Source organism: Burkholderia sp. WAC0059 (assembly GCF_002870125.1).
Lineage (GTDB): Bacteria > Pseudomonadota > Gammaproteobacteria > Burkholderiales > Burkholderiaceae > Paraburkholderia.
The window spans coordinates 35,850-53,975 of sequence record NZ_PNEO01000002.1 but is presented as its reverse complement, the minus strand read 5'-3'; the positions used below and the strand labels follow the sequence as shown (position 1 = coordinate 53,975).

The following is an 18,126-nucleotide window of genomic DNA, read 5'->3' as shown; positions in this document are numbered from 1 at the left end:
CCTCGGCCGGGACTCGACGAGGGCGCGTCCCGGCGCATCGAGCGCGCCGCCCGGGGTCGCGAGCGCAGGCTCGGTGAGCGACAGCGCCGGCAGACCACGAGCACCGCCGCGGTCGGCCACACGGTCATGCGGCCGTCTCGAGCCGGCAGGCACGCCGATCGCGTCATCACGGCGCAACAGGCCGGCCCGCGCGACAATTGTTCGACTATGCTCATGCGCAGTTCGGGGTTTCGCGCCACGACGTCGCGCACCTCTGCGCGAGTCCGCATCTGGACCACGCGGCGGCGCGCGACGACGGCTTTCGCTGCGTCCGGATCGATCGCGGAACGGGGCGTGCGCCGCTACCCGACTTACGCTCCGATGCGACGCTGCCGACGCTCGCCCCATGCCAGCGCGGTTCGCCTCGCCCAGCCAGTCACTCCCGAGGAACGAAGATCATGGCTCACACGCTTCCGGCCGACCGCCCCGCGCCGGCACGACACGTCCGGCTCGATTCCGACGCCGTCATGCAGGCCCGCGCCGAACTCGCGGCCTGCTTTCAGCTCGCCGCCCGGCACTGCTTCGAGGAAGGGGTCTGCAATCACTTCTCCGCGACCGTGCCCGGACACGACGACCTCTTTCTCGTGAACCCGTACGGCTACGCGTTTTCGGAGATCACCGCGTCGCGGCTGCTGATCTGCGACTTCGACGGCAACGTGGTGGAAGGCGAGGGTCAGCCCGAGGCGACGGCGTTCTACATTCACGCGCGGCTGCACCGGCAGGTGCCGCGCGTGAAGGCGGCCTTCCACACCCACATGCCGAACGCGACGGCGCTCTGCCTGATCGAGGGGCCGCCGCTGCTGTGGCTCGGTCAGACGGCCCTGAAGTTCTACGGTCGCACCGCGGTGGACGCACATTACAACGGCCTCGCGCTCGACGATTCGGAAGGCAGCCGCATTGCCGACGCGCTCGGCAATGCCGACATCCTGTTCCTCAAGCATCACGGCGTCATGGTGGCGGGCGCGAGTATCGCCGAGGCGTGGGACGACCTTTATTACCTCGAGCGCGTAGCCGAGGTGCAGCTCAAGGCGATGGCCAGCAACCGGCCGCTCGCGCCCGTGCCGCACGACGTCGCGCAACGCACCTACGAGCAGATGCGCGCCGGCGACAAGGAGAGCGCCCGTGCCCATCTCGACAGCGGCATGCGGCAGCTACACGCGCTCGGCGTCGCGTTCGACCGATGACGCCTGACCGATAACGCCCGACGGAACGGTCGCCGCTTTACCGCTCAATCAGATCAGGTCGCCAGCCCGGCCGCCGGCATGGCGCGTGCCGCGATCCGCGTCTCCAGCGCGTCGGAAAGACGAACCGCGATCGTCTCGACCGGCGTACCCGGCCCGAACACGTCGAGCACGCCGTCGCGCTTCAACGCACGGGCATGGGCCGCGGGCACGATGCCGCCCACCACGACGGCGGGCGCGTCGTCGCGATCGTCCAGCAGACGCAGCACCTCGCCGGCCAGATCGAGATGCGCTCCGGCCATCGACGAGATGCCGATCACGTCGGCACCCAGACGATGCGCTGCCTCGACCGCCTCGGCCGGCGCGCTGAAGAGCGGCCCGAGCTCGACCTCGAAACCGGCATCGGCCAGCGCCGCCGCGATGGTCCTGGCGCCCCGGTCGTGGCCGTCCTGCCCGAGCTTCGCGATCAGCACGCGCGGCGCGCGCCCCAGCCGGGCGCAAAGCCCGGCCACGCGTTCGCGCGCGTGCCGCCAAGCCTCGCTGCCCTCGCGCTCGCGCCCGTAGACGCCCTCGCGAAACCGCGTCGCCCGCCGCGCGGCGGCCTCGTCGCGCGGCCACACGGCTTCGAGCGCGCGCGTGCATTCGCCGAGCGTCGCCCGGACGCGCACGCATTCGATCGTCAGCGCAAGCAGATTGCCCTCGCCGCTCGCCGCCGCCGCGGTCAGCGCGGCGAGTGCCGCCTCGACCTTCGCGCCGTCGCGCCGCGCCTTCAGTTCGGCCAGCCGCCGCAGTTGCCGGGCGCGCACGTGCCGGCCGTCGATCTCGCGGCACGCCACGGGCTCGTCGCCGTCCGCCGCGCCGCGAAAACAGTTCATGCCGACGATCGCCTGCCGGCCGTCGTCGATACGCGCCCCGGCGGCAAGCGCCGCCTCATGAATCCACTCGTGCACGGCACCCGAGTTCAGTACCGCCAGCACGCCGCCCAGCGCCTCGATGCGTTCGAGCCGTTCGCGCACGCGCGCGGCCAGATCCGCCGTCAACGACTCCATCATGTACGAGCCCGCCCATGGGTCGATCGTGTCGCACAAACCGGTTTCGTGCTGGAGGATCAGTTGCGTGTCGCGCGCGAGCCGTGCCGCGTCGGCGCCGGGCAACGCAATCGCCTCGTCCCAGGCGTTCGTGTGCAGCGACTGCGTGCCGCCGAACACGGCGGCCATCGCCTCCACGGTCGTGCGAACGATGTTGTTCCGCGGCTGCTGCGCGGCCAGCGTCAGGCCCGAAGTCTGGCAGTGCATGCGCAGCGCGGTCGCCTTCGGCGTCGTCGCGCCGAGCTCGCGCGCGATCCCGGCCCAGAGCAGACGCGCCGCGCGCAACTTGGCGACCTCGACGTAGAAATCGCGGCCGACGCCGAAGAAAAACGACAGCCGCGCGCAGCACGCATCGGCACTCATCCCGCGCGCCAGCAATTCGCGCACGTAGGCGCGCGCGTTCGCAAGCGTCAGCGCGAGTTCGAGCACCGCGTCGGCGCCGGCCTCCTGCAAGTGATAGCCCGACACCGACATCGCGTTAAAGCGCGGAACGCGCGCGGCCAGATATTCGACCACGTCGCCCGCGATCCGCAGCGACGGCTGCGGCGCGAAGATCCACGTGTTGCGGACCATGTACTCCTTGAGAATGTCGTTCTGGATCGTGCCGCCCAGCGCGCCGGCCGGCACGCCGCTTTCCTCCGCCGCGACGATGAAGGCAGCCAGCACGGGCAGCACGGCGCCGCTCATCGTCATCGACACCGACACGCGATCGAGCGCGATGCCCTCGCAAAGCCGCGCCATGTCCTCGACGCTGTCGATGGCGACGCCGGCCATGCCGACGTCGGCCAGCGCGCGCGGATGGTCGGAGTCGTAGCCGCGGTGCGTCGGCAGATCGAACGCGACGGACAACCCTTGCGCGCCGGCCGCGAGCGCTTCGCGAAACGCCAGATTCGAATCGGCCGCGTCGGCATAACCCGCGTATTGCCGGATCGTCCATGGCCGCTGCGTGTACATCGACGGATAGGGCCCGCGCACGAACGGCGCTTCGCCGGGCAGGCCGTCGAGCTGCGCCGAACCGGCGAGGCCCGCGAGATCGGCGGCCGTGTAGAGCGGCTTGAGGGGCACGGCGCGCTCGAGCGGACGGCGGGCTGGCCCCGCGTCGTCCATTGCGCCAGTCCTGCCCGCAGGCCCCGCGCTCGCGCCGTCGCGTTCGTCGCTCATCGCGGTCTCCATTGCTTGAGCGTCACCACGTCGGCGATCTTTTCACCGTCGCTGCCGCGGCGCACTTCGCACCAGTGCGCGAGCCCCTCGCGGTCCGCGCGCTGGGCGACGGGCCTCACCGCGAGCGTGTCGCCGACGTTCAGATTGCCGTGAAAGAACAGGTCGCGCCGCACGACCGAAGGCGGCGCGTCGAAGCGGTGCCGCTGCCATTCGGCCCGATCGACGAAGGCCTGGAAGCTCGCGAAGTAGAGAAACTCCGCGCCGTTGAAATCGTTGTTCGGACAAGGCAGAAAATTCACGGCGGCACCGCTCACCCGGTCGGGACGGGCGATATCCAGTTCGTCGCTCCACTGTCCCGCGCGAAACTGCTTGCCGAGCCGCGCGAGTTCGGCGGCGGCGGGCGCGATCGTCGGCATGGCCGGCCCCGGCACCTCGAGCGCCGCGAAACGCGCGCGCACGACCGACTGATTGTTGCCGGCCTCGCGCCGGCGCACGAACGCGGACGACATCGCCACGTTCGCCCGCACCTCGCCGCGGCAATGCAGGCGATGCGTGCTGAAATGCCGGGCCGGACCGCTGCGGGACAACGCGGTCTCGATCTCGAACGCGTCGTGCTCGCGCAGCGCGTCGAGCTTCGCATCGCTCACCCGCACCGCGGTGAATGCCGCGTAGGCGCGGCAGCCATCGTCGTCGACGAACTCCGGCACGGCCCGCCCCGTGGCCGCGGCAAGCGCCTCCCAATGGCGGTGTCCGCACTCCCTGAGCAGCCAGTTTTCCGAAAGCCCCGTACGCGCCAGATGCGGCATGCCGGCCCGATAGCAATGCTGCGCGCGATGCAGCACGGCAGGCGTCGTCTCAGGCATGTTCGGCCGCATGCGCCGGGACGCCCGGACGTTGCGCGTCGCGGATCGCCTGCACGATCCAGGCGGCGTCGCGCGCGACGCCCGAAAAGCGCCCCGAACCCCACGTATGCAGCCACGGCAGGCCGACGAAATAAAGCCCCGCCACCGGCGTGATGCCGCGCGCGTGCGCAGGATAACCCCGGCCGTTGAACACGGGCGCATCGAGCCAGCTAAAGTCCGGCGTGAAGCCGATACACCAGATCACCGAGCCGATGCCGCTTCCGGCAAGATCCAGCGTCGTGCGCTCGGCGGACGGCCGCCACACCGGCGTGTAGACGCTGGCCGGCGGCGCATCCAGGCCGTTCTTCGAAATGTAGCCGTCGATGCCGGCGTTGATGCGGTTGTAGGTATCGTCGGCCGAATCCAGATTCGCGCCGAGGTTGGGCGCGAAACGCAGTTGCCCGTCGCGCACGTCCTCGAGCCGGCCGTAGAGCGCCATGCCTTCGAGCGCGAAGCGCCGCAGGTCGATGTCGCGACCGCCGTCGCGGCCCGTCACGTAGTGGTTCGTGTTGTCGCGCACGCCTTCGCGCAAAGGATGCTGCTCGACCGGCATCTCGTAGTAACGCATGTCCGCGAGCCAGTCCACGACGTCGCGGCCGCGATAGAAGCGCGCGCAGCGCGGCGCCTCGCCGACCGCGAGGAACACCTTGCGTCCCGTCAGATGCAGGTCCTCGGCAATCTGCGCGCCCGACTGCCCCGAGCCGACGACGAGCACGGCGCCCTCGGGCAAGGCGTCGGGCCGGCGATAGTCGGACGATTGCAATTGCACGATCGACGGCGGCAGCCGCTCGGCCATGCGCGGCACGATCGGCGTGTGATAGCCGCCCGCCGCGACGACGACCTGGTCGGCCGTGAACTCGCCGTTCGTCGTCGAGACCGCGTACGCGCCGTCCTCGCCGCGCTTCACGCGCGTGACCGTCGTGTGCTCGAGCACCGGCGCGTCGACCATGGCGACGAAACCGTCGAGATAGTCGACGATCTCGTCCTTCTTCATGAAGCCGTGCGGATCGTCGCCGCGATAGGGATAGCCCGGCAACGCGCACTGCCAGTTCGGCGTGACGAGACAAAACGCGTCCCAGCGCTGCGTGCGCCACGTATGGGTAACTGTGTGCTTTTCTAGCACCAGATGATCGACGCCCGCCTCCTTCAGGTAATAGCTGACCGACAGGCCGGCCTGTCCGCCGCCGACCACGATCACGCTGTAGTGCGGCCTGCTTTCGGGTTGGGCGGGTTCAAACGACTTTTCCGACATGATTCGTCCTTCGAAATGAATTTTCGCCAGGCGCCGGCATCGTCCCGGACGCCGGACGCGGATCAGCGAAAACCGATCACCGTGACCGCCGCTTCGGGCACGTCCCCGAAGCGGCCGGCGCGGTCCTCGATCTGCGCGAGCTGGTCCATGGCGGCCGAGCAGGCATAGCCGTACTTCGCCCGCACGCGTTCGGACGCGAGCCCCAGCGCCTCGCGCGAGCGGGCGACGAAATCGGCGAGCGCGTAGGCCTCGCCCGGCGTGAAGAAACCGGTGACGACGCTCGACGGCGAATAGCAGTCGGCTTCCTCGCCGTCGGGCCAGCGGACCCGGAAATGCGTGACAGGCATGACGCTCCCCTATCGACCTGCAGTTGTATCGGACATGAACGGAGCGCGCTTCATCGTGACGCCCCAGGTGACGCGCCGATGAAGGCCTCGCGGGAAAAATCCCAGAGCAGCGCGCGCTCGTCGCCGCGCTGCACGACGACCTCGCGCGACGCATCGACGACGCCGATCGTCTCGCAGGCGATCTCGCGCGCCTCGAACAGCGCCTTCACCCGGTCGACGCACGACTCGCGCACCGAGAGCAGATAGCCGAAGCTCGGAAACGCGCTGAGCCAGCGCGCCAATGCGACGCCCGGCGGCGACGGAACGCGCTCGAGATCGATCCGCGCGCCCGCGTTCGAGCATTCGAGCAGCATCAGCGCCGTGCCGAGCGTGCCGGCCATGCTGATGTCCTTGGCCGCGTCGCAGAGCCCGCTTTCGGCGACGAGCGGCAACAGCCCGATATCGCCGCGCAGACGCTCGGGGCTCGCGCCGACGGAGGCGTTCCAGAACGGGTAGGGCTCCTCGAACGCGCCGCGCAGATCGACGGCCATCATCAGGCGGTCGCCGGGCCGCGCGTCGAAACTCGACAGCAGACGGCGCGCGCGGCCGACGATCGCGACCGCGAGTTGCGCGCCGTCGCTGCGCGTGTTCGTATGCCCGCCGACGATGGGCACGCCGTAGGCCGACGAAGCGGCCGCCATGCCGGCGAGCACCTCGGTCGCGCCGGCGATGCCGTCGCTCCACAGCGCGTCGACGACCGCGACGGGCCGCCCGCCCATCGCGCAGATGTCGCTCACGTTGACCATCACGCTGCTGTAGCCCGCGAACCACGGCATCGCCCGGACGAAATCGCCGACCATCCCCTCGATCGCGAACAGCAGATAGCCGTCGCCGTCGGGAATCGCCGCGCAGTCGTCGCCGAGGGCGACGGCCTGGCCCATGTCGCGCGCGCCGTTGGGCAGGCCGCGAGCGAGCGACTCGACCACGCCGGCGATGTCGTTCTTGTGGCGAAATCCGCGGCTCTCGCGCAGGTCGGCCACGAGTTCGGCGAGCGTCATCGCTCGCTCCTCGCCTGCGTGACGAAGCCGCTCTGCGGCGTCGTGCAGGGCGGATAGTGGGCGAGCTGCGCCTGCATCCGATGGTGCGGCCGGCCGCACAGCAGCTCCTCGGCCAGCACGTCCCAGTGCAGGCGGCGAAAGAGCGGCACGTTCTGGCTCTGCACGTGCGCGAAGAACTGCTTGCAGCCGAGCGCGTGCGCGCTGCCGACCGCGAGCCGGATCAGCGTCGCGCCGATGCGGCCGTGCCGGCGCCAGGCCGCGTGCACGGCAAGGCGCGAGCCCCACCAGACGCCCGGCGCCTCCTCGTGAATCCGCACCGTGCCCACGACCTGGTCCGGCATGCCGGCCACGCAGCTCAGCGCGACGAGCTGCTGCGCGCGCGCGTCGACGTCGTCGCGATCGTCGCCGACGAAAATGCCCTGCTCGATGCAAAATACGGCCCGGCGCAGACGGAAGGCCTCCCCGGCCTCCCAGGGCAGCGTGGTCCATTTGACGCGATACTCGGTCGGCGTGTAGTCGAGCGGCAGCGCGTCGTGTTCGGTCAGCTCGCAAAAGGTCGGGCAGAACATCGTCATACCTCGTAGGACGCGAGCGACGAGCAGGCCCCGCACTTGCCGCAGCCGGCCTTGATGTCGGCCGAGCGCAGGCCGGCCGCCGAAAGCATCGCGCCGAGCGGCTGCAGCACCGACTTCATGAACTCGGGCGCGGGTGCCGGATGGTCTTCGAGCGGCGTACCGCTGATCGGCACGAACGGCACGACGAACGGATAGACGCCGAGCGCGATCAACTCGCGCGAGGTGGCAAGAATCGCGTCGGCCGTATCGCCGAGGCCCGCGAGGATGTAGGTGCTGACCTGGCCGCGCCCGAACACGGCGACGGCCGCCTCGAACGCCGCCATGTAGCGCGAGACCGGGACCGTGGCCTTGCCGGGCATGATCTGTTCGCGCAGCGCCGGCGTGACGACTTCCAGGTGCATGCCGAGCGTGTCGATGCCGCTCGCCTTCATCCGCGCGAACCAGCGGTCGTCGTCGGGCGGCTCGCACTGCGCCTGAATGGGCAGATCGACCGCTGCGCGGATGGCGAACGCGCTGTCGCAAAGGATCTGCGCGCCGCGATCGGGCGTCGCCGGCGTGCCCGTCGTCAGCACCATGTGCTTCACGCCGTCGAGCAGCACCGCCGCGCGCGCGACTTCGGCCAGTTGCTCGGGCGTCTTGCGCGCGATCGTGCGGCCCGCCGCGAGCGACTGGCCGATCGCGCAGAACTTGCAAGCCTTGCGGCGACTCTCGTAGCGGATGCAGGTTTGCAGCACCGTCGTCGCGAGCACGTCGGCGCTGTGCAGCGTCGCGATGTGCGAATACGGCACGCCGTCGAGCGTCTGCATCGCGTAGAAGCGCGGTGCCTTCGGAAAACGGATGTTCGCGACCGGAATCGAGCCGCGCATGAGCGCGCTCGTGCCGTTCGCGTCGGGCGCCGACGCCGTGAACGGCGAGTGCCAGGCCGTGTTCGTGTGCACCGGCACCATGATCGTGACGCCGTCCACCGTCACCGCCTTGTGGTCGGACGGCCCCGCGCCGCCGCGCCGGCTCGCGGCGCCCGCGCCGGGGTCGGCGAGACGCAGGCCCGCCGACTGCAGTTCAGTCATCAACTGCCGGCTCGCGGCCGGCATCGTGTCGCTGGAGTTCATCGCGCGCTCCCCCGTTCGAGGTGAATTGAAAGCCCGATGCGGCGGCAAACTCGCCCATCGGCGCGACCGTCGCTGCCGGCCGGTCGTTGATCGCAAGACTGAGCAGCTCGGGCCGCGCGTAATGGCCGACCGAGTCCATCATCCGCTTGCGCTTGGTGATGAGCGCCATGTCGAGGTCGGCGATCACGATGCCCTCGCCCTCGCGCAGCGGCTCGGCCAGATGCTGTCCCTCGGGCGAGACGATCGCCGTGTTGCAGCCGCCGTGCAGCGCCTTCTGCAGCTTCGGGTCGTCCGTCACCGAGGCGATCTGCGCCTCGGTGAGCCAGCCCGTCGCGTTGACGACGAAGCAGCCCGACTCGAGCGCGTGATGACGGATCGTCACCTCGATCTGGTCGGCGAAGATCGGGCCGACGAGCGAGCCCGGAAACTGGCTGCAGTGAATCTCTTCGTGCTGCGTCATCAGCGCGTAGCGCGCGAGCGGGTTGTAGTGTTCCCAGCAGGCGAGCGCGCCGATGCGGCCCGCCGCCGTCTGCGCGACCTTGAGACCCGCCGCGTCGCCCTGCCCCCAGATCATCCGCTCGTGGAACGTCGGCGTGATCTTGCGGCGCTTCAGCAGCAGTTGGCCGTCGGCGTCGAAGACGAGCTGCGTGTTGTAGAGGCTGCCGTGATCGCGCTCGTTCACGCCGAGCACGACGACCATGCGGTGCAGGCGCGCACGCTCGGCCACGGCCTGCGTGACCGGGCCGGGCACCACCACGGCGCGCTCGTAGAGCCGCATGTGATCGCTGCCCGAGAGCACCGGCGGCCGCACGAACGAGAAGTACGGGTAGTACGGCACGAACGTTTCGGGAAACACGATCAGTTGCACGCCTTCGCGCGCGGCGCCGTCGATAGCCTCGCAGACCTTCTCGAGCGTGCCGTCGGCACGCTCTAAGTCCGGCGCGATCTGCACGGCGGCGGCGCGGACGATTCGTTTGTCGGACATGGTGGTGTACCTGCCTGATGCCTCAGACCGTCCAGGTGTGGATGACGAGCGCGTTCGCCTTGCGATGCAGCAGTTGCAGATCGAGCACGTCGAGCGGACTGATCGGGCGGATGCCCTCGATCAGCGAGGCCTCGCCGTGGCCGTAAAGCGCCTGCAGCGCGAAGCGGCAAGCGTAGACCTTGCCGCCCTCCTCCATGAACTTCGTGAGCTGCTTGTTGAAGTTCAGATGGCCGGGAAACGCCTCGTCGCCGAGCGTCGGGAACCCGCGCTGCAAGCCGAGCGTCACGCCGGGCCCATAAAGCAGCACCGAGGTTTCGAAACCCTTGCGCTGTAGCCGCGTGGCCTGCAACAGATTGACGAAGCCGATCGACCCTTCGAACGCGACGGTGTGGAACGTGACCAGCGCCTTCTCGCCGGGTTCGGCCTTCACGTCCTCGAACACTTTCTCCTCGTAATCGACGAGGTAGTCTCCCTTCTTGTGCAACGGTCTGTCGACGACAGGCATGGCGCTCTCCATTCGGTTATTCGGGTTGATGCGCGGCGGATATCGGGACGACGTCCGGCCGGCGTCCGATATAACGCAACGGATATGCCAATTGCCGTTCTGGAAAATGCAATCATCGTTCGATCATTCAGACGATCAGAGAAAAAGAGCACCGAAATTTTTTTATTCCGGGCTTATCGGGCATGCCGTAAAGCCTTGATACGCCGGCGCTCGCGCACCATTCCAGTCCGGCCCCAAGGACGTTTTTGCGCATCGTTGGTGCAGCTCACGCCGAAGCCGTGCATTGAAGCGATCAATGCAATCATTAAAACGATATTACGCAATCTTTATTATTTCACGCCTGAAACGCGTGCTATCGTTTATTCGACTTTTAATGCGACCGGCCGACGCCATGAATACGCTCTTTCATCACTGGATCAAAAGGCTTTCGGAAAGCCGCAAGCCGGCTTACCTGACCATTCCGGACCTGATCGAGGAAGACCTCGCGAGCGGCCGGCTGCGGCCGCGCGATCGCCTGCCCGGTCTGCGCGATCTGGCGAGTCTGCTCGCCCTGAACTACACGACCGTCGCGCGCGCCTACGCCGAAGCGAGAAAACGCGGCCTGCTCGACGCGCGCGCCGGCAGCGGCACGTTCGTGCGCGGCAAGACGCCGACGCTGCCGCTCGCGGGCGGCAGCGGCATCGAGATGTCGATGAACATGCCGCCCGAGCCCGCCGAATTCGCGGCGCGCATGCGCGAGTCGGCCTCCCGCCTGCTCGCCGATGCCGATCCCTACCAGTTGCTGCGCTATCAGGACTTCGGCGGCACGCCCGAGGACCGGGCCGCGGGCCGGTCCTGGCTGCGGCAGCGCTTCGCGGGCTGCGAGGACGATACGGTGCTCGTCTGCCCCGGCATCCACAGCGCGCTCGTCGCGCTCGTCTCGCAACTGGCGCGCGCCGGTGCCGCCATCTGCCTCGACACGCTCGCCTACCCCGGCATCAAGGCCATCGCGGCGCAGCTCGGCGTGCGGCTCCAGGCCCTGCCGCGCGACGACGAAGGCCCGCTGCCCCACGCATTCGAGGCGCTCTGCAAGACCGAGAAACCCGCCGCGTTCTATTGCAATCCGACGATCCAGAATCCGTCGACGCTCACGCTGCCCGGACGCCGGCGCGAGGCGCTGGCCGACGTGGCGCTACGCTACAGCGTGCCGATCATCGAGGACGACGCCTACGGCATGCTGCCGCGCGAAACGCCGCCGACGCTCGCCTCGCTCGCGCCGGAGCTGACCTACTACGTCACGGGTCTGTCCAAGAGTTTCGGGGCGGGATTGCGCATCGCGTATCTGCGCGCACCGACGGCCCGCGAAGCGCGCCGCGTCGCGGGCGGCCTCAGGGCGACCACGGTGATGGCGAGCCCGTTCACGGTGCTGCTGGCCACGCAGTGGATCAACGACGGCACCGCGCACGACATGCTCGACGCGATCCGCGCGGAAGCCAGCGCGCGCCAGGCCATTGCCGCGCAGATGCTAGCGGCCTTTCGCTACGATGCGCACCCGGACGGCTTCCACCTGTGGCTGCCCGTACCGGACGACGGCTGGAGCGCGCCCGAGCTCGCCCTGCAACTGCGCAACCAGGGCATCGCCGCCGTGGCCGGCGCCGCGTTCTCGACCGACGGCAGCCCGCCCAACGCGATCCGCATCTGCCTCGGCGGGCCGCAGGACCGCTCAGACTGCCGCGAAACGCTGCGGGCCGTGGCCGAGACGCTCGAGCATCCGCATCATCTGCACGTGCCGGTCATGTGAACGATTGCACCGGCGGCGCGTCACTCACCTGCCAGATGGCCTGTCTCGTGGGTCCAATTCCCTTCGACGTCGATGACGGTCTTCACCGAATTGGCGAGAAAACAGGCCGCGTGGGCGCGATGGTGCAGATCGTCGAACGCCGCGTCGTCGGGCATTTTCGGGCCCGAGAAACGCACCTGCGGCCGCAGCGCCACGCGCGCAACCACTTCGTTGCCGTCCCCGTTCTTCGCCATCGTGCCGGCCGCCTCGTCGCGATAGGACTCGACGACGTAGCCGTCCTCTGCGGCGATCGACAGGAACCAGAGCATGTGGCAACTCGACAGCGCCGCCACGTAGGCCTCCTCGGGATCGACGCCGGCCGGGTCGGACAACGGCACCCGCACCACGTGCGGCGAACTCGACGCGCCGACCACGGCGCCGCCGTCGAAGCGCCAGCGGTGCGCGCGGCTGTAGCGGTTGTCGGTGAAGCGGCTCTTGCCGTCGTTGAGCCATTCGACGAGGGCGGTATGGGTGTTCATCGGATCGCGGTCGCGTCGCAGGAAGGGGAATCGGCGCGGGAGCGGGTGAGCCCGCCCCGCGCGACGACATCGAAAGCCGCGATCAGATCGGCGTCAACAGCGTCTCGCCGGCGAAATGCCGGCTCGCGTTCTCGATGAAATTGCGCACCGTCGCCGAGACCGACTCCGGCGACGTGCCGGCCGTATGCGGCGTCAGCACGACGTTCTCGAGCGGCAGCAGCGCCTGCGGCGGCTGCGGCTCGCTCTCGTAGACGTCGAGCCCCGCGCCGCCGAGCCGGCCCTCGGCAAGCGCGGCCGCCAGCGCCGCCGTATCGACCACGCTGCCGCGCGACACGTTGACGAGAAAGCCCTGCGGACCGAGCGCATCGATCACCTCGCGGTTGATCAGATGACGCGTTCCGGCGCCGCCCGGCGTCGAGACTACGAGAAAATCGCTCCACGCGGCGAGCGCGGGCACGGAGTCGAAGTAGCGGCTCTCCACCCCTTCGCGCGGCTTGCGGTTGTGATAGCCGATCTCCATGCCGAAGCCGGCCGCGCGCCGCGCCACCTTCTGGCCGATGCCGCCGAAGCCGACGACGCCGAGCCTGCGCCCCGACACGATGGGCCGCATCGGCAGCGCGTCGCGCCAGACGCCCTTGCGGCAGGCCGCATCGAACTGCGGCACGGCCCGCACGGCGGCGAGCAGCAGCGCGAACGCATGATCGGCCACGCAGTCGTCGTTCATGCCCGCGCCGTTGGAAAGCGCGATGCCGCGCGAACGCGCGTGCTCGACATCGATGTTCTCGTAGCCGACGCCGAGCGCGCTGACGAGTTCGACGTTCGGCAGCCGGTCGAGATCGGCGGCCGAAATGCCGATCGTGCCGTTGGTCAGCACGACGCGCACCGACTCGCCGCGCGAGGCGATCGTCTGCTCGCGCTGCGCGGCGTCGGGCGCATAGCAGAGCTCGAAATGGGAGCCCAGCAACGTGCGGTTTTCATCGTTGAAAGGAATGAGGACCAGCAGGACGGGTTTGGCGGCGGCATTCATGGGACCAGCGTGCTCCATGAGACGGTGAACGGAAAACGTCCGCCCGACTGGCCGGACGACAGGAAAACGTCGGCAACGGGACGAACGTCAGGCGCGACTCTGCCCTTGCCCGTTACGGGAAATCAGGCGTGAAATCTATCACCAAACGCCCTGCGCTGCCGGGTCGGCAGGGCGGCGTCATCGCCGTGACGCCACGAAGCCGCATCGCGCGAGGTCGGACGTCCTCGCGCGGTAGCGCTGCCATTCGAGGAGAAACAGGACGTCGTTCGCGCGGATCTGCGCGAGCGCTTCGTGGAGCGACCGCGTGCGTGTGTCGCGCGGGAGGGTTACATCGGAGCACGGCGCAAGCGGAACGGAATCGGCGACTCATACGCGGCTCTTTATCTCTTCGCGTGCCGATGGTTCTACGTGATGGAATCGTCTCGGGGCCGGATCGGAGCGGCCGGTCGTGCCGGAGTAGAACCGATTCCATCCGGACCCGTGCGAAACGGCGCGCCGCATCGATCTATCGTCTAGGACTCCCGATTCATCGAATTCTTCAAAGTCAATTCACACAAATTTTTCGGACGATGCGTTTAGAATAGCGGGCGTTCTGTACGCAACCTCCATCGCGCTCGCCTGCCTCGGGCGTTCGCACAATAGCCGGCGCTGTCGATAAACACCACAACGCGCGCCGCCTCCTGTCGACGACTTTTCCTCGCTGTATGGCAAATGCTGCACACTCTACGGATTCGGTCACGGTAGCGGAACGCGTGCGCGAACTGATGAGCCGCCATGGCATCGGCAAGCGCCAGCAGACCACCGAGCTGTGCCGGATTCTCGACCTGAGCTTCTCACAGGGGCACCGCAAGCTGCGCGGCAACAGCCCGTGGACGCTCGCGCAAATCAAGAAGGTCGCCGAGGCGTTCGGCGAACCCGCGGCCCAATTATTCGGCGCGCAGTTGCTGGACCCCGGCATGGTCGGCGCGGCGGCGCAGGAAGCGATTTTTTCGGTAAGCGCCGTCGAGCTCGCCTGCACGGCGTGGATCGGTGCGCCGCTCGAACCGGGCAGCCGGCCCGACTTCGTCGCCTACGAAAAGCAGGGGCAATGGCGCGTGGTGCGCCACGACGGCGCGCTCTACCAGAACGCCCACGAAGTCCACAAGATCGAGATCTATCCGCGCCGCGCGGAGGCCGACAAGCCGCTCATCGCGGTCGTCGACGACGACCGCGCGTCCGCGGACAACCTGCGCGACTATCTCGAGCGCAGCGGCTACGCGGCCGAGGCGATCTACGGCCTGACCGCGTTCGACGAGGCGCTGCGCGCCCAGGTGTTCGACGGCGTCGTGATCGACTGGCTGTTCGGCAACCAGACCGCCGCCGAAGCAATCCGCGCGGTGCGTGCCTCGGAGAACCCCGACGCGCCCATCTTCGTGCTGACGGGCGAGCTGCTCACCGGCAAGGCGAGCGAATCGGAAATCGGCCAGGTCGTGCATCGCTACAACGTGGCCTGCTACGAAAAGCCGGCGCGCATGGCGATCCTCATCGCCGACCTGTCGAAACGCCTCAATCGCGGCTGAGCGAACGTCAGACCTCGAGCGGCACCGCCAGCGCGCGCAGCACCGCGGCGCGCAACTCCTCGTAGTGAACGGGCTTGGTCAGATAGTCGAAGAACGGGCTCGGGCGCTCCGGACAGGAACCGGCCTCGGGCCCGTCGGCGCTGACCGCGATCACGCGCGGCGCGTGCGCCGCCCGCCCGGGCTCCGCGAGCCCCTTCATGAACGCGTAGCCGTCGCGCCCCGGCATGTGCAGATCGAGCAGGACGACGCCGCAGCGCTGCGCGTCGAGCAGCGCGAGCGCCGTGTCGGCGTCGCCGGCCGCGAACGCGCTGCACCCCATGTGCTCCGCCATCTCGCGCAGCGATTCGCGCACGAGCGGATTGTCGTCGACGACGAGCACCGGCGGCAGCATGCCGGCAGCACCCGCGTAGCGCGCCTGCTCGGCGAACGCGGGCGCCGCGACCAGCGTGACGGGAATCGTCACCGTGAACGTCGTGCCTTCGCCGACGCGGCTGTCGGTGGCGATCGTGCCGCCGAACAGCTCGACGAGCCCCTGCACGATCGCGAGCCCCATCCCCGCGCCTTCGTAGCGGCGCGAACGGGAGGTGTCGAGCTGCGTGAACTCCTTAAAGATGAGCGGAATCTGCGCCGGCGCGACGCCGGGCCCGGTATCACCGACGATGATCGAAAGCGTATCGGCCGCCACCGCGAATTCGAGGCGCACCTTGCCGCGCTCGGTGTAGCGGATCGCGTTGGTGACGAGATTGCCGGCGATCTGGCGAATGCGGTGCGGATCGGATTCCACAGGCCCGGCCCAGCCGCGCGCCGCGCTCTCGAAGGCGAGGCCGCGCGCATAGGCGGCCGCCTCGTGCTGGTCGACGATCGATTGCAGGAGCACGCGGGGCTCGAAGCGCTCGCTGCGCAATTCGAGCTTGCCGGCGCCGAGCCGCGCGTAATCGGTCAGATCCTTCATCTGCGCCTCGAGCTGGCGCGCCGCCGTTTCGAGCCGCCGGATCACCTTGTGATCGCCTTCCGAATGCGGAGAAAAACCGAGCAGCTCGATCGACGACACGATCGCGTGCAGCGGCGTGCGCAGCTCGTGGCTGATCATGCCGAGAAACGCGTCCTTCGCGGCGCTCGCCTCGCGCGCGGCGCGACTCGCCTGATGCTCGGCCGCGAGCAGCGCGTGCTGCTGCCGGATGAGGCGCGTGCGGCGGTAGCCGTTGAAGACGAGCAGCACCGCGGCAGCGGCCGAGAGCAGGAGCAGCACGAAACCGGACGCGCACAGCGCGCGACGCTTGGCCATGAAGTCGCGCCGCATCTCCTCGTGCGCAATCACGTCGGCCAGACGGCGGCTCAGCGCGAGATCGTTGACGTCGGGCCAGTGCTCGCCCAGCGCGCGCACCATGCCGGCGGCTAGCGAGGGATCGCGCGCGAGCGCGTCGAGCTGCGGGCCGAGCGGCCCGATCACGGCATCGAGCCGGCGCAGGTCGTCGCGCTGGCGCTGCTGTAGCGTCGGAAACGGCGCGAGTCTGCCGGTCGACGCCGACACGAGCTGCAGCTTGCGCTGCAGTACGCCGTAGCGCAGCCGCACCGTGCCGAGATCGCGGTCGAATCCGTCGCCGTAGGTCAGGAGCCGGCTCTCGAAGCGCGCGTAGGCGATCTGCAACTGCGCGGCATCCCAGTACAGACCGTCGTCGCCGCTCGTCAGCCGCTGGATCACGCCGGGATTGATCAGGTTCGAATAGAGCAGATAGCCGATCGCCACGACCGGCGGCCCCAGCGCGACGAGCCAGAGCAGCGCATGGACGATGCGGCGCAGCGAACCCGGCCGGGCAGCCTGCGCATTACCGGACACGGAACCCCCGCAGCGCGCGGCGCACGCACCCGCGCGACCGATCCTGCCGCGATGCCTCCCGGCCGCTTCGATACCGCATCTTCGTCCTCCCGCGCCCCAATTCGCCGTTCGTCCCGCCTGTCCGGCGCCGCCGCACTGCATGCCCGTGCGACCCCGTGCATAATATCGCCAAACCCGGAACCCCTAACCTGCCGCTGCCGCCGACGAGACACCGCCGCCCGACTGCCCCGCAGCGCGGCCTCCGGCGGCGATGCCGCGCCCGCCGATGAACAAGCCGATCGTCCCTCTCACCTACGAACAGCTCGACCAGTGGATCGAATCGCTGCAGCCGGCGCTGCGCGCCGAGCGCTTCGCGGCCGTGGTCGGCATCCTGCGCGGCGGCGCGCCGCTCGCGCTGATGGTGTCCCATACGACGGGCGCCCCCGTCGCGTTCCTGCGCTACGATCGCGCGACCCGCGAGGTCCGCTGGGATTCGGCGCTGCCGATGCCCGAGCCCGGCTCGACCGTGCTGCTCTGCGAGGACATCGCCGGCCGCGGCGTCACGCTCGTCGACTGCATCGCGTTCCTGAGCGAGCACGGCCTCGCGGTGCGCACGCTCACGGGCGCCTACGACGACCTGAGCCGCCTGCAGCCCGACTACTCGATCGACGCGAGCGGCTATTTCGCGCTCTTCCCGTGGGAACGCCAGGCCTACACGGACCGCTATCGCGCCGACTGGTCGCGCAACGACGCGCCCGAAGGCGCGCTGATGGCCGACGATCACGAATACGCCGTCTACGCGATCGACCTCGACGGCGTCCTCCTGCCCGACATACCGCTCTCGCGCTACGACGAAGACCTCGACGCCGCGCTCGACGAGCGCGACGCGCTGCTGCCGTTCGAGCGGATACCGGGCGTCGACCTGCAACGCGCCCGCGCGATCATCACGGGGCGCCCCGAAACGGATCGCGCGCGCACGCAGCGCTGGCTCGAGCGCTTCGGCTTCGGCGAACTCGAACTCATCATGCGCGTGCCCGGCGAATACGACGACACGCCCGCCGGCGCGGCCGCGCACAAGGCCGGCGCCGCGCTGCGCTGCGGCGTCACGCATTTCATCGAGAGCGATCCGGTGCAGGCCATCTTCATCGCGCAGCAGGCGCCGCTCCTGCGCGTCATCTGGTGGAACGCGCATACACGCACGGGCACGCTGATCGGCGCCTCGGCCTGGAGCTGAGCGCCGCGCCG

At 69.2% G+C, this 18,126-nt stretch carries 16 protein-coding genes; 4 read left to right on the top strand and 12 right to left on the bottom strand.

Annotated features, from left to right (window positions below):
* Window positions 1–437 precede the first annotated feature (437 nt).
* Window positions 438–1,223 carry an aldolase gene (locus tag CY652_RS02230; RefSeq protein ID WP_102129065.1) on the top strand — a complete coding sequence of 262 codons (786 nt, stop codon included), beginning with the start codon at window positions 438–440 and terminating at the stop codon, window positions 1,221–1,223.
* A gap of 53 nt (window positions 1,224–1,276) precedes the next feature.
* Here CY652_RS02230 and scpA read toward each other — a convergent pair whose 3' ends face one another.
* The 9 genes from scpA to CY652_RS02185 all read right to left on the bottom strand — a co-directional run bounded on the left by scpA (window position 1,277) and on the right by CY652_RS02185 (window position 10,181).
* Entirely contained in the window at window positions 1,277–3,415 is a 2,139-nt protein-coding gene (scpA, locus tag CY652_RS02225; protein WP_102129330.1) for a methylmalonyl-CoA mutase, read from the bottom strand.
* Window positions 3,416–3,465: 50 nt separating this feature from the next.
* Window positions 3,466–4,332 (bottom strand): Pnap_2097 family protein, encoded by an 867-nt coding sequence (locus tag CY652_RS02220; RefSeq protein WP_102129329.1) that lies wholly within the window; start codon window positions 4,330–4,332, stop codon window positions 3,466–3,468.
* A complete protein-coding gene (locus CY652_RS02215) occupies window positions 4,325–5,623 on the bottom strand; it encodes an MSMEG_0569 family flavin-dependent oxidoreductase (protein WP_102129064.1) in 1,299 nt (432 codons plus the stop codon). Before CY652_RS02215 ends, CY652_RS02220 begins: the two co-directional genes overlap by 8 nt.
* Window positions 5,624–5,685: 62 nt before the next feature.
* Window positions 5,686–5,970: an MSMEG_0570 family nitrogen starvation response protein gene (locus CY652_RS02210; protein WP_102129063.1), complete on the bottom strand. Its 285-nt coding sequence runs from the start codon at window positions 5,968–5,970 to the stop codon at window positions 5,686–5,688.
* A 50-nt stretch (window positions 5,971–6,020) separates the two neighbouring features.
* Window positions 6,021–7,007: a sll0787 family AIR synthase-like protein gene (locus CY652_RS02205; protein ID WP_102129062.1), complete on the bottom strand. Its 987-nt coding sequence runs from the start codon at window positions 7,005–7,007 to the stop codon at window positions 6,021–6,023.
* Window positions 7,004–7,576 (bottom strand): MSMEG_0567/Sll0786 family nitrogen starvation N-acetyltransferase, encoded by a 573-nt coding sequence (locus CY652_RS02200; RefSeq protein ID WP_102129328.1) that lies wholly within the window; start codon window positions 7,574–7,576, stop codon window positions 7,004–7,006. The genes CY652_RS02205 and CY652_RS02200 overlap by 4 nt, the downstream gene beginning before the upstream one ends.
* A 2-nt stretch (window positions 7,577–7,578) precedes the next feature.
* Complete coding sequence (locus CY652_RS02195) at window positions 7,579–8,649, bottom strand: MSMEG_0568 family radical SAM protein (RefSeq protein WP_102129327.1); 1,071 nt, start codon at window positions 8,647–8,649, stop codon at window positions 7,579–7,581.
* Entirely contained in the window at window positions 8,642–9,676 is a 1,035-nt protein-coding gene (locus CY652_RS02190; RefSeq protein ID WP_102129061.1) for a Nit6803 family nitrilase, read from the bottom strand. Before CY652_RS02190 ends, CY652_RS02195 begins: the two co-directional genes overlap by 8 nt.
* A 22-nt stretch (window positions 9,677–9,698) precedes the next feature.
* The gene (locus tag CY652_RS02185; RefSeq protein ID WP_102129326.1) at window positions 9,699–10,181 is read right to left on the bottom strand and encodes an MSMEG_0572/Sll0783 family nitrogen starvation response protein; all 483 of its coding nucleotides are present in this window, start codon (window positions 10,179–10,181) and stop codon (window positions 9,699–9,701) included.
* A gap of 391 nt (window positions 10,182–10,572) precedes the next feature.
* Between CY652_RS02185 and CY652_RS02180 the strand changes: the two genes are divergently transcribed.
* Window positions 10,573–11,961, top strand: coding sequence for an aminotransferase-like domain-containing protein (locus tag CY652_RS02180; protein WP_102129325.1), 1,389 nt, complete (start codon window positions 10,573–10,575; stop codon window positions 11,959–11,961).
* Between the two features lie 20 nt (window positions 11,962–11,981).
* Here CY652_RS02180 and CY652_RS02175 read toward each other — a convergent pair whose 3' ends face one another.
* Together CY652_RS02175 and CY652_RS02170 are read right to left on the bottom strand one after the other, a co-directional pair.
* Entirely contained in the window at window positions 11,982–12,479 is a 498-nt protein-coding gene (locus CY652_RS02175; RefSeq protein WP_102129060.1) for an OsmC family protein, read from the bottom strand.
* A gap of 82 nt (window positions 12,480–12,561) precedes the next feature.
* Window positions 12,562–13,506, bottom strand: coding sequence for a 2-hydroxyacid dehydrogenase (locus tag CY652_RS02170; RefSeq protein ID WP_102129059.1), 945 nt, complete (start codon window positions 13,504–13,506; stop codon window positions 12,562–12,564).
* 704 nt (window positions 13,507–14,210) lie between these two features.
* Here CY652_RS02170 and CY652_RS02165 point away from each other — a divergent pair.
* The gene (locus tag CY652_RS02165; RefSeq protein WP_102129058.1) at window positions 14,211–15,065 is read left to right on the top strand and encodes a helix-turn-helix domain-containing protein; all 855 of its coding nucleotides are present in this window, start codon (window positions 14,211–14,213) and stop codon (window positions 15,063–15,065) included.
* 7 nt (window positions 15,066–15,072) lie between these two features.
* Here the strand turns inward: CY652_RS02165 and CY652_RS02160 are convergent, their stop codons facing one another.
* On the bottom strand, window positions 15,073–16,902 hold the full coding sequence (locus CY652_RS02160; RefSeq protein WP_258002159.1) for an ATP-binding response regulator: 1,830 nt from the start codon (window positions 16,900–16,902) through the stop codon (window positions 15,073–15,075).
* A 265-nt stretch (window positions 16,903–17,167) separates the two neighbouring features.
* Here CY652_RS02160 and CY652_RS02155 point away from each other — a divergent pair, with 265 nt between their 5' ends.
* Window positions 17,168–18,115, top strand: coding sequence for a phosphoribosyltransferase (locus tag CY652_RS02155; protein WP_102129324.1), 948 nt, complete (start codon window positions 17,168–17,170; stop codon window positions 18,113–18,115).
* Window positions 18,116–18,126 lie beyond the last annotated feature (11 nt).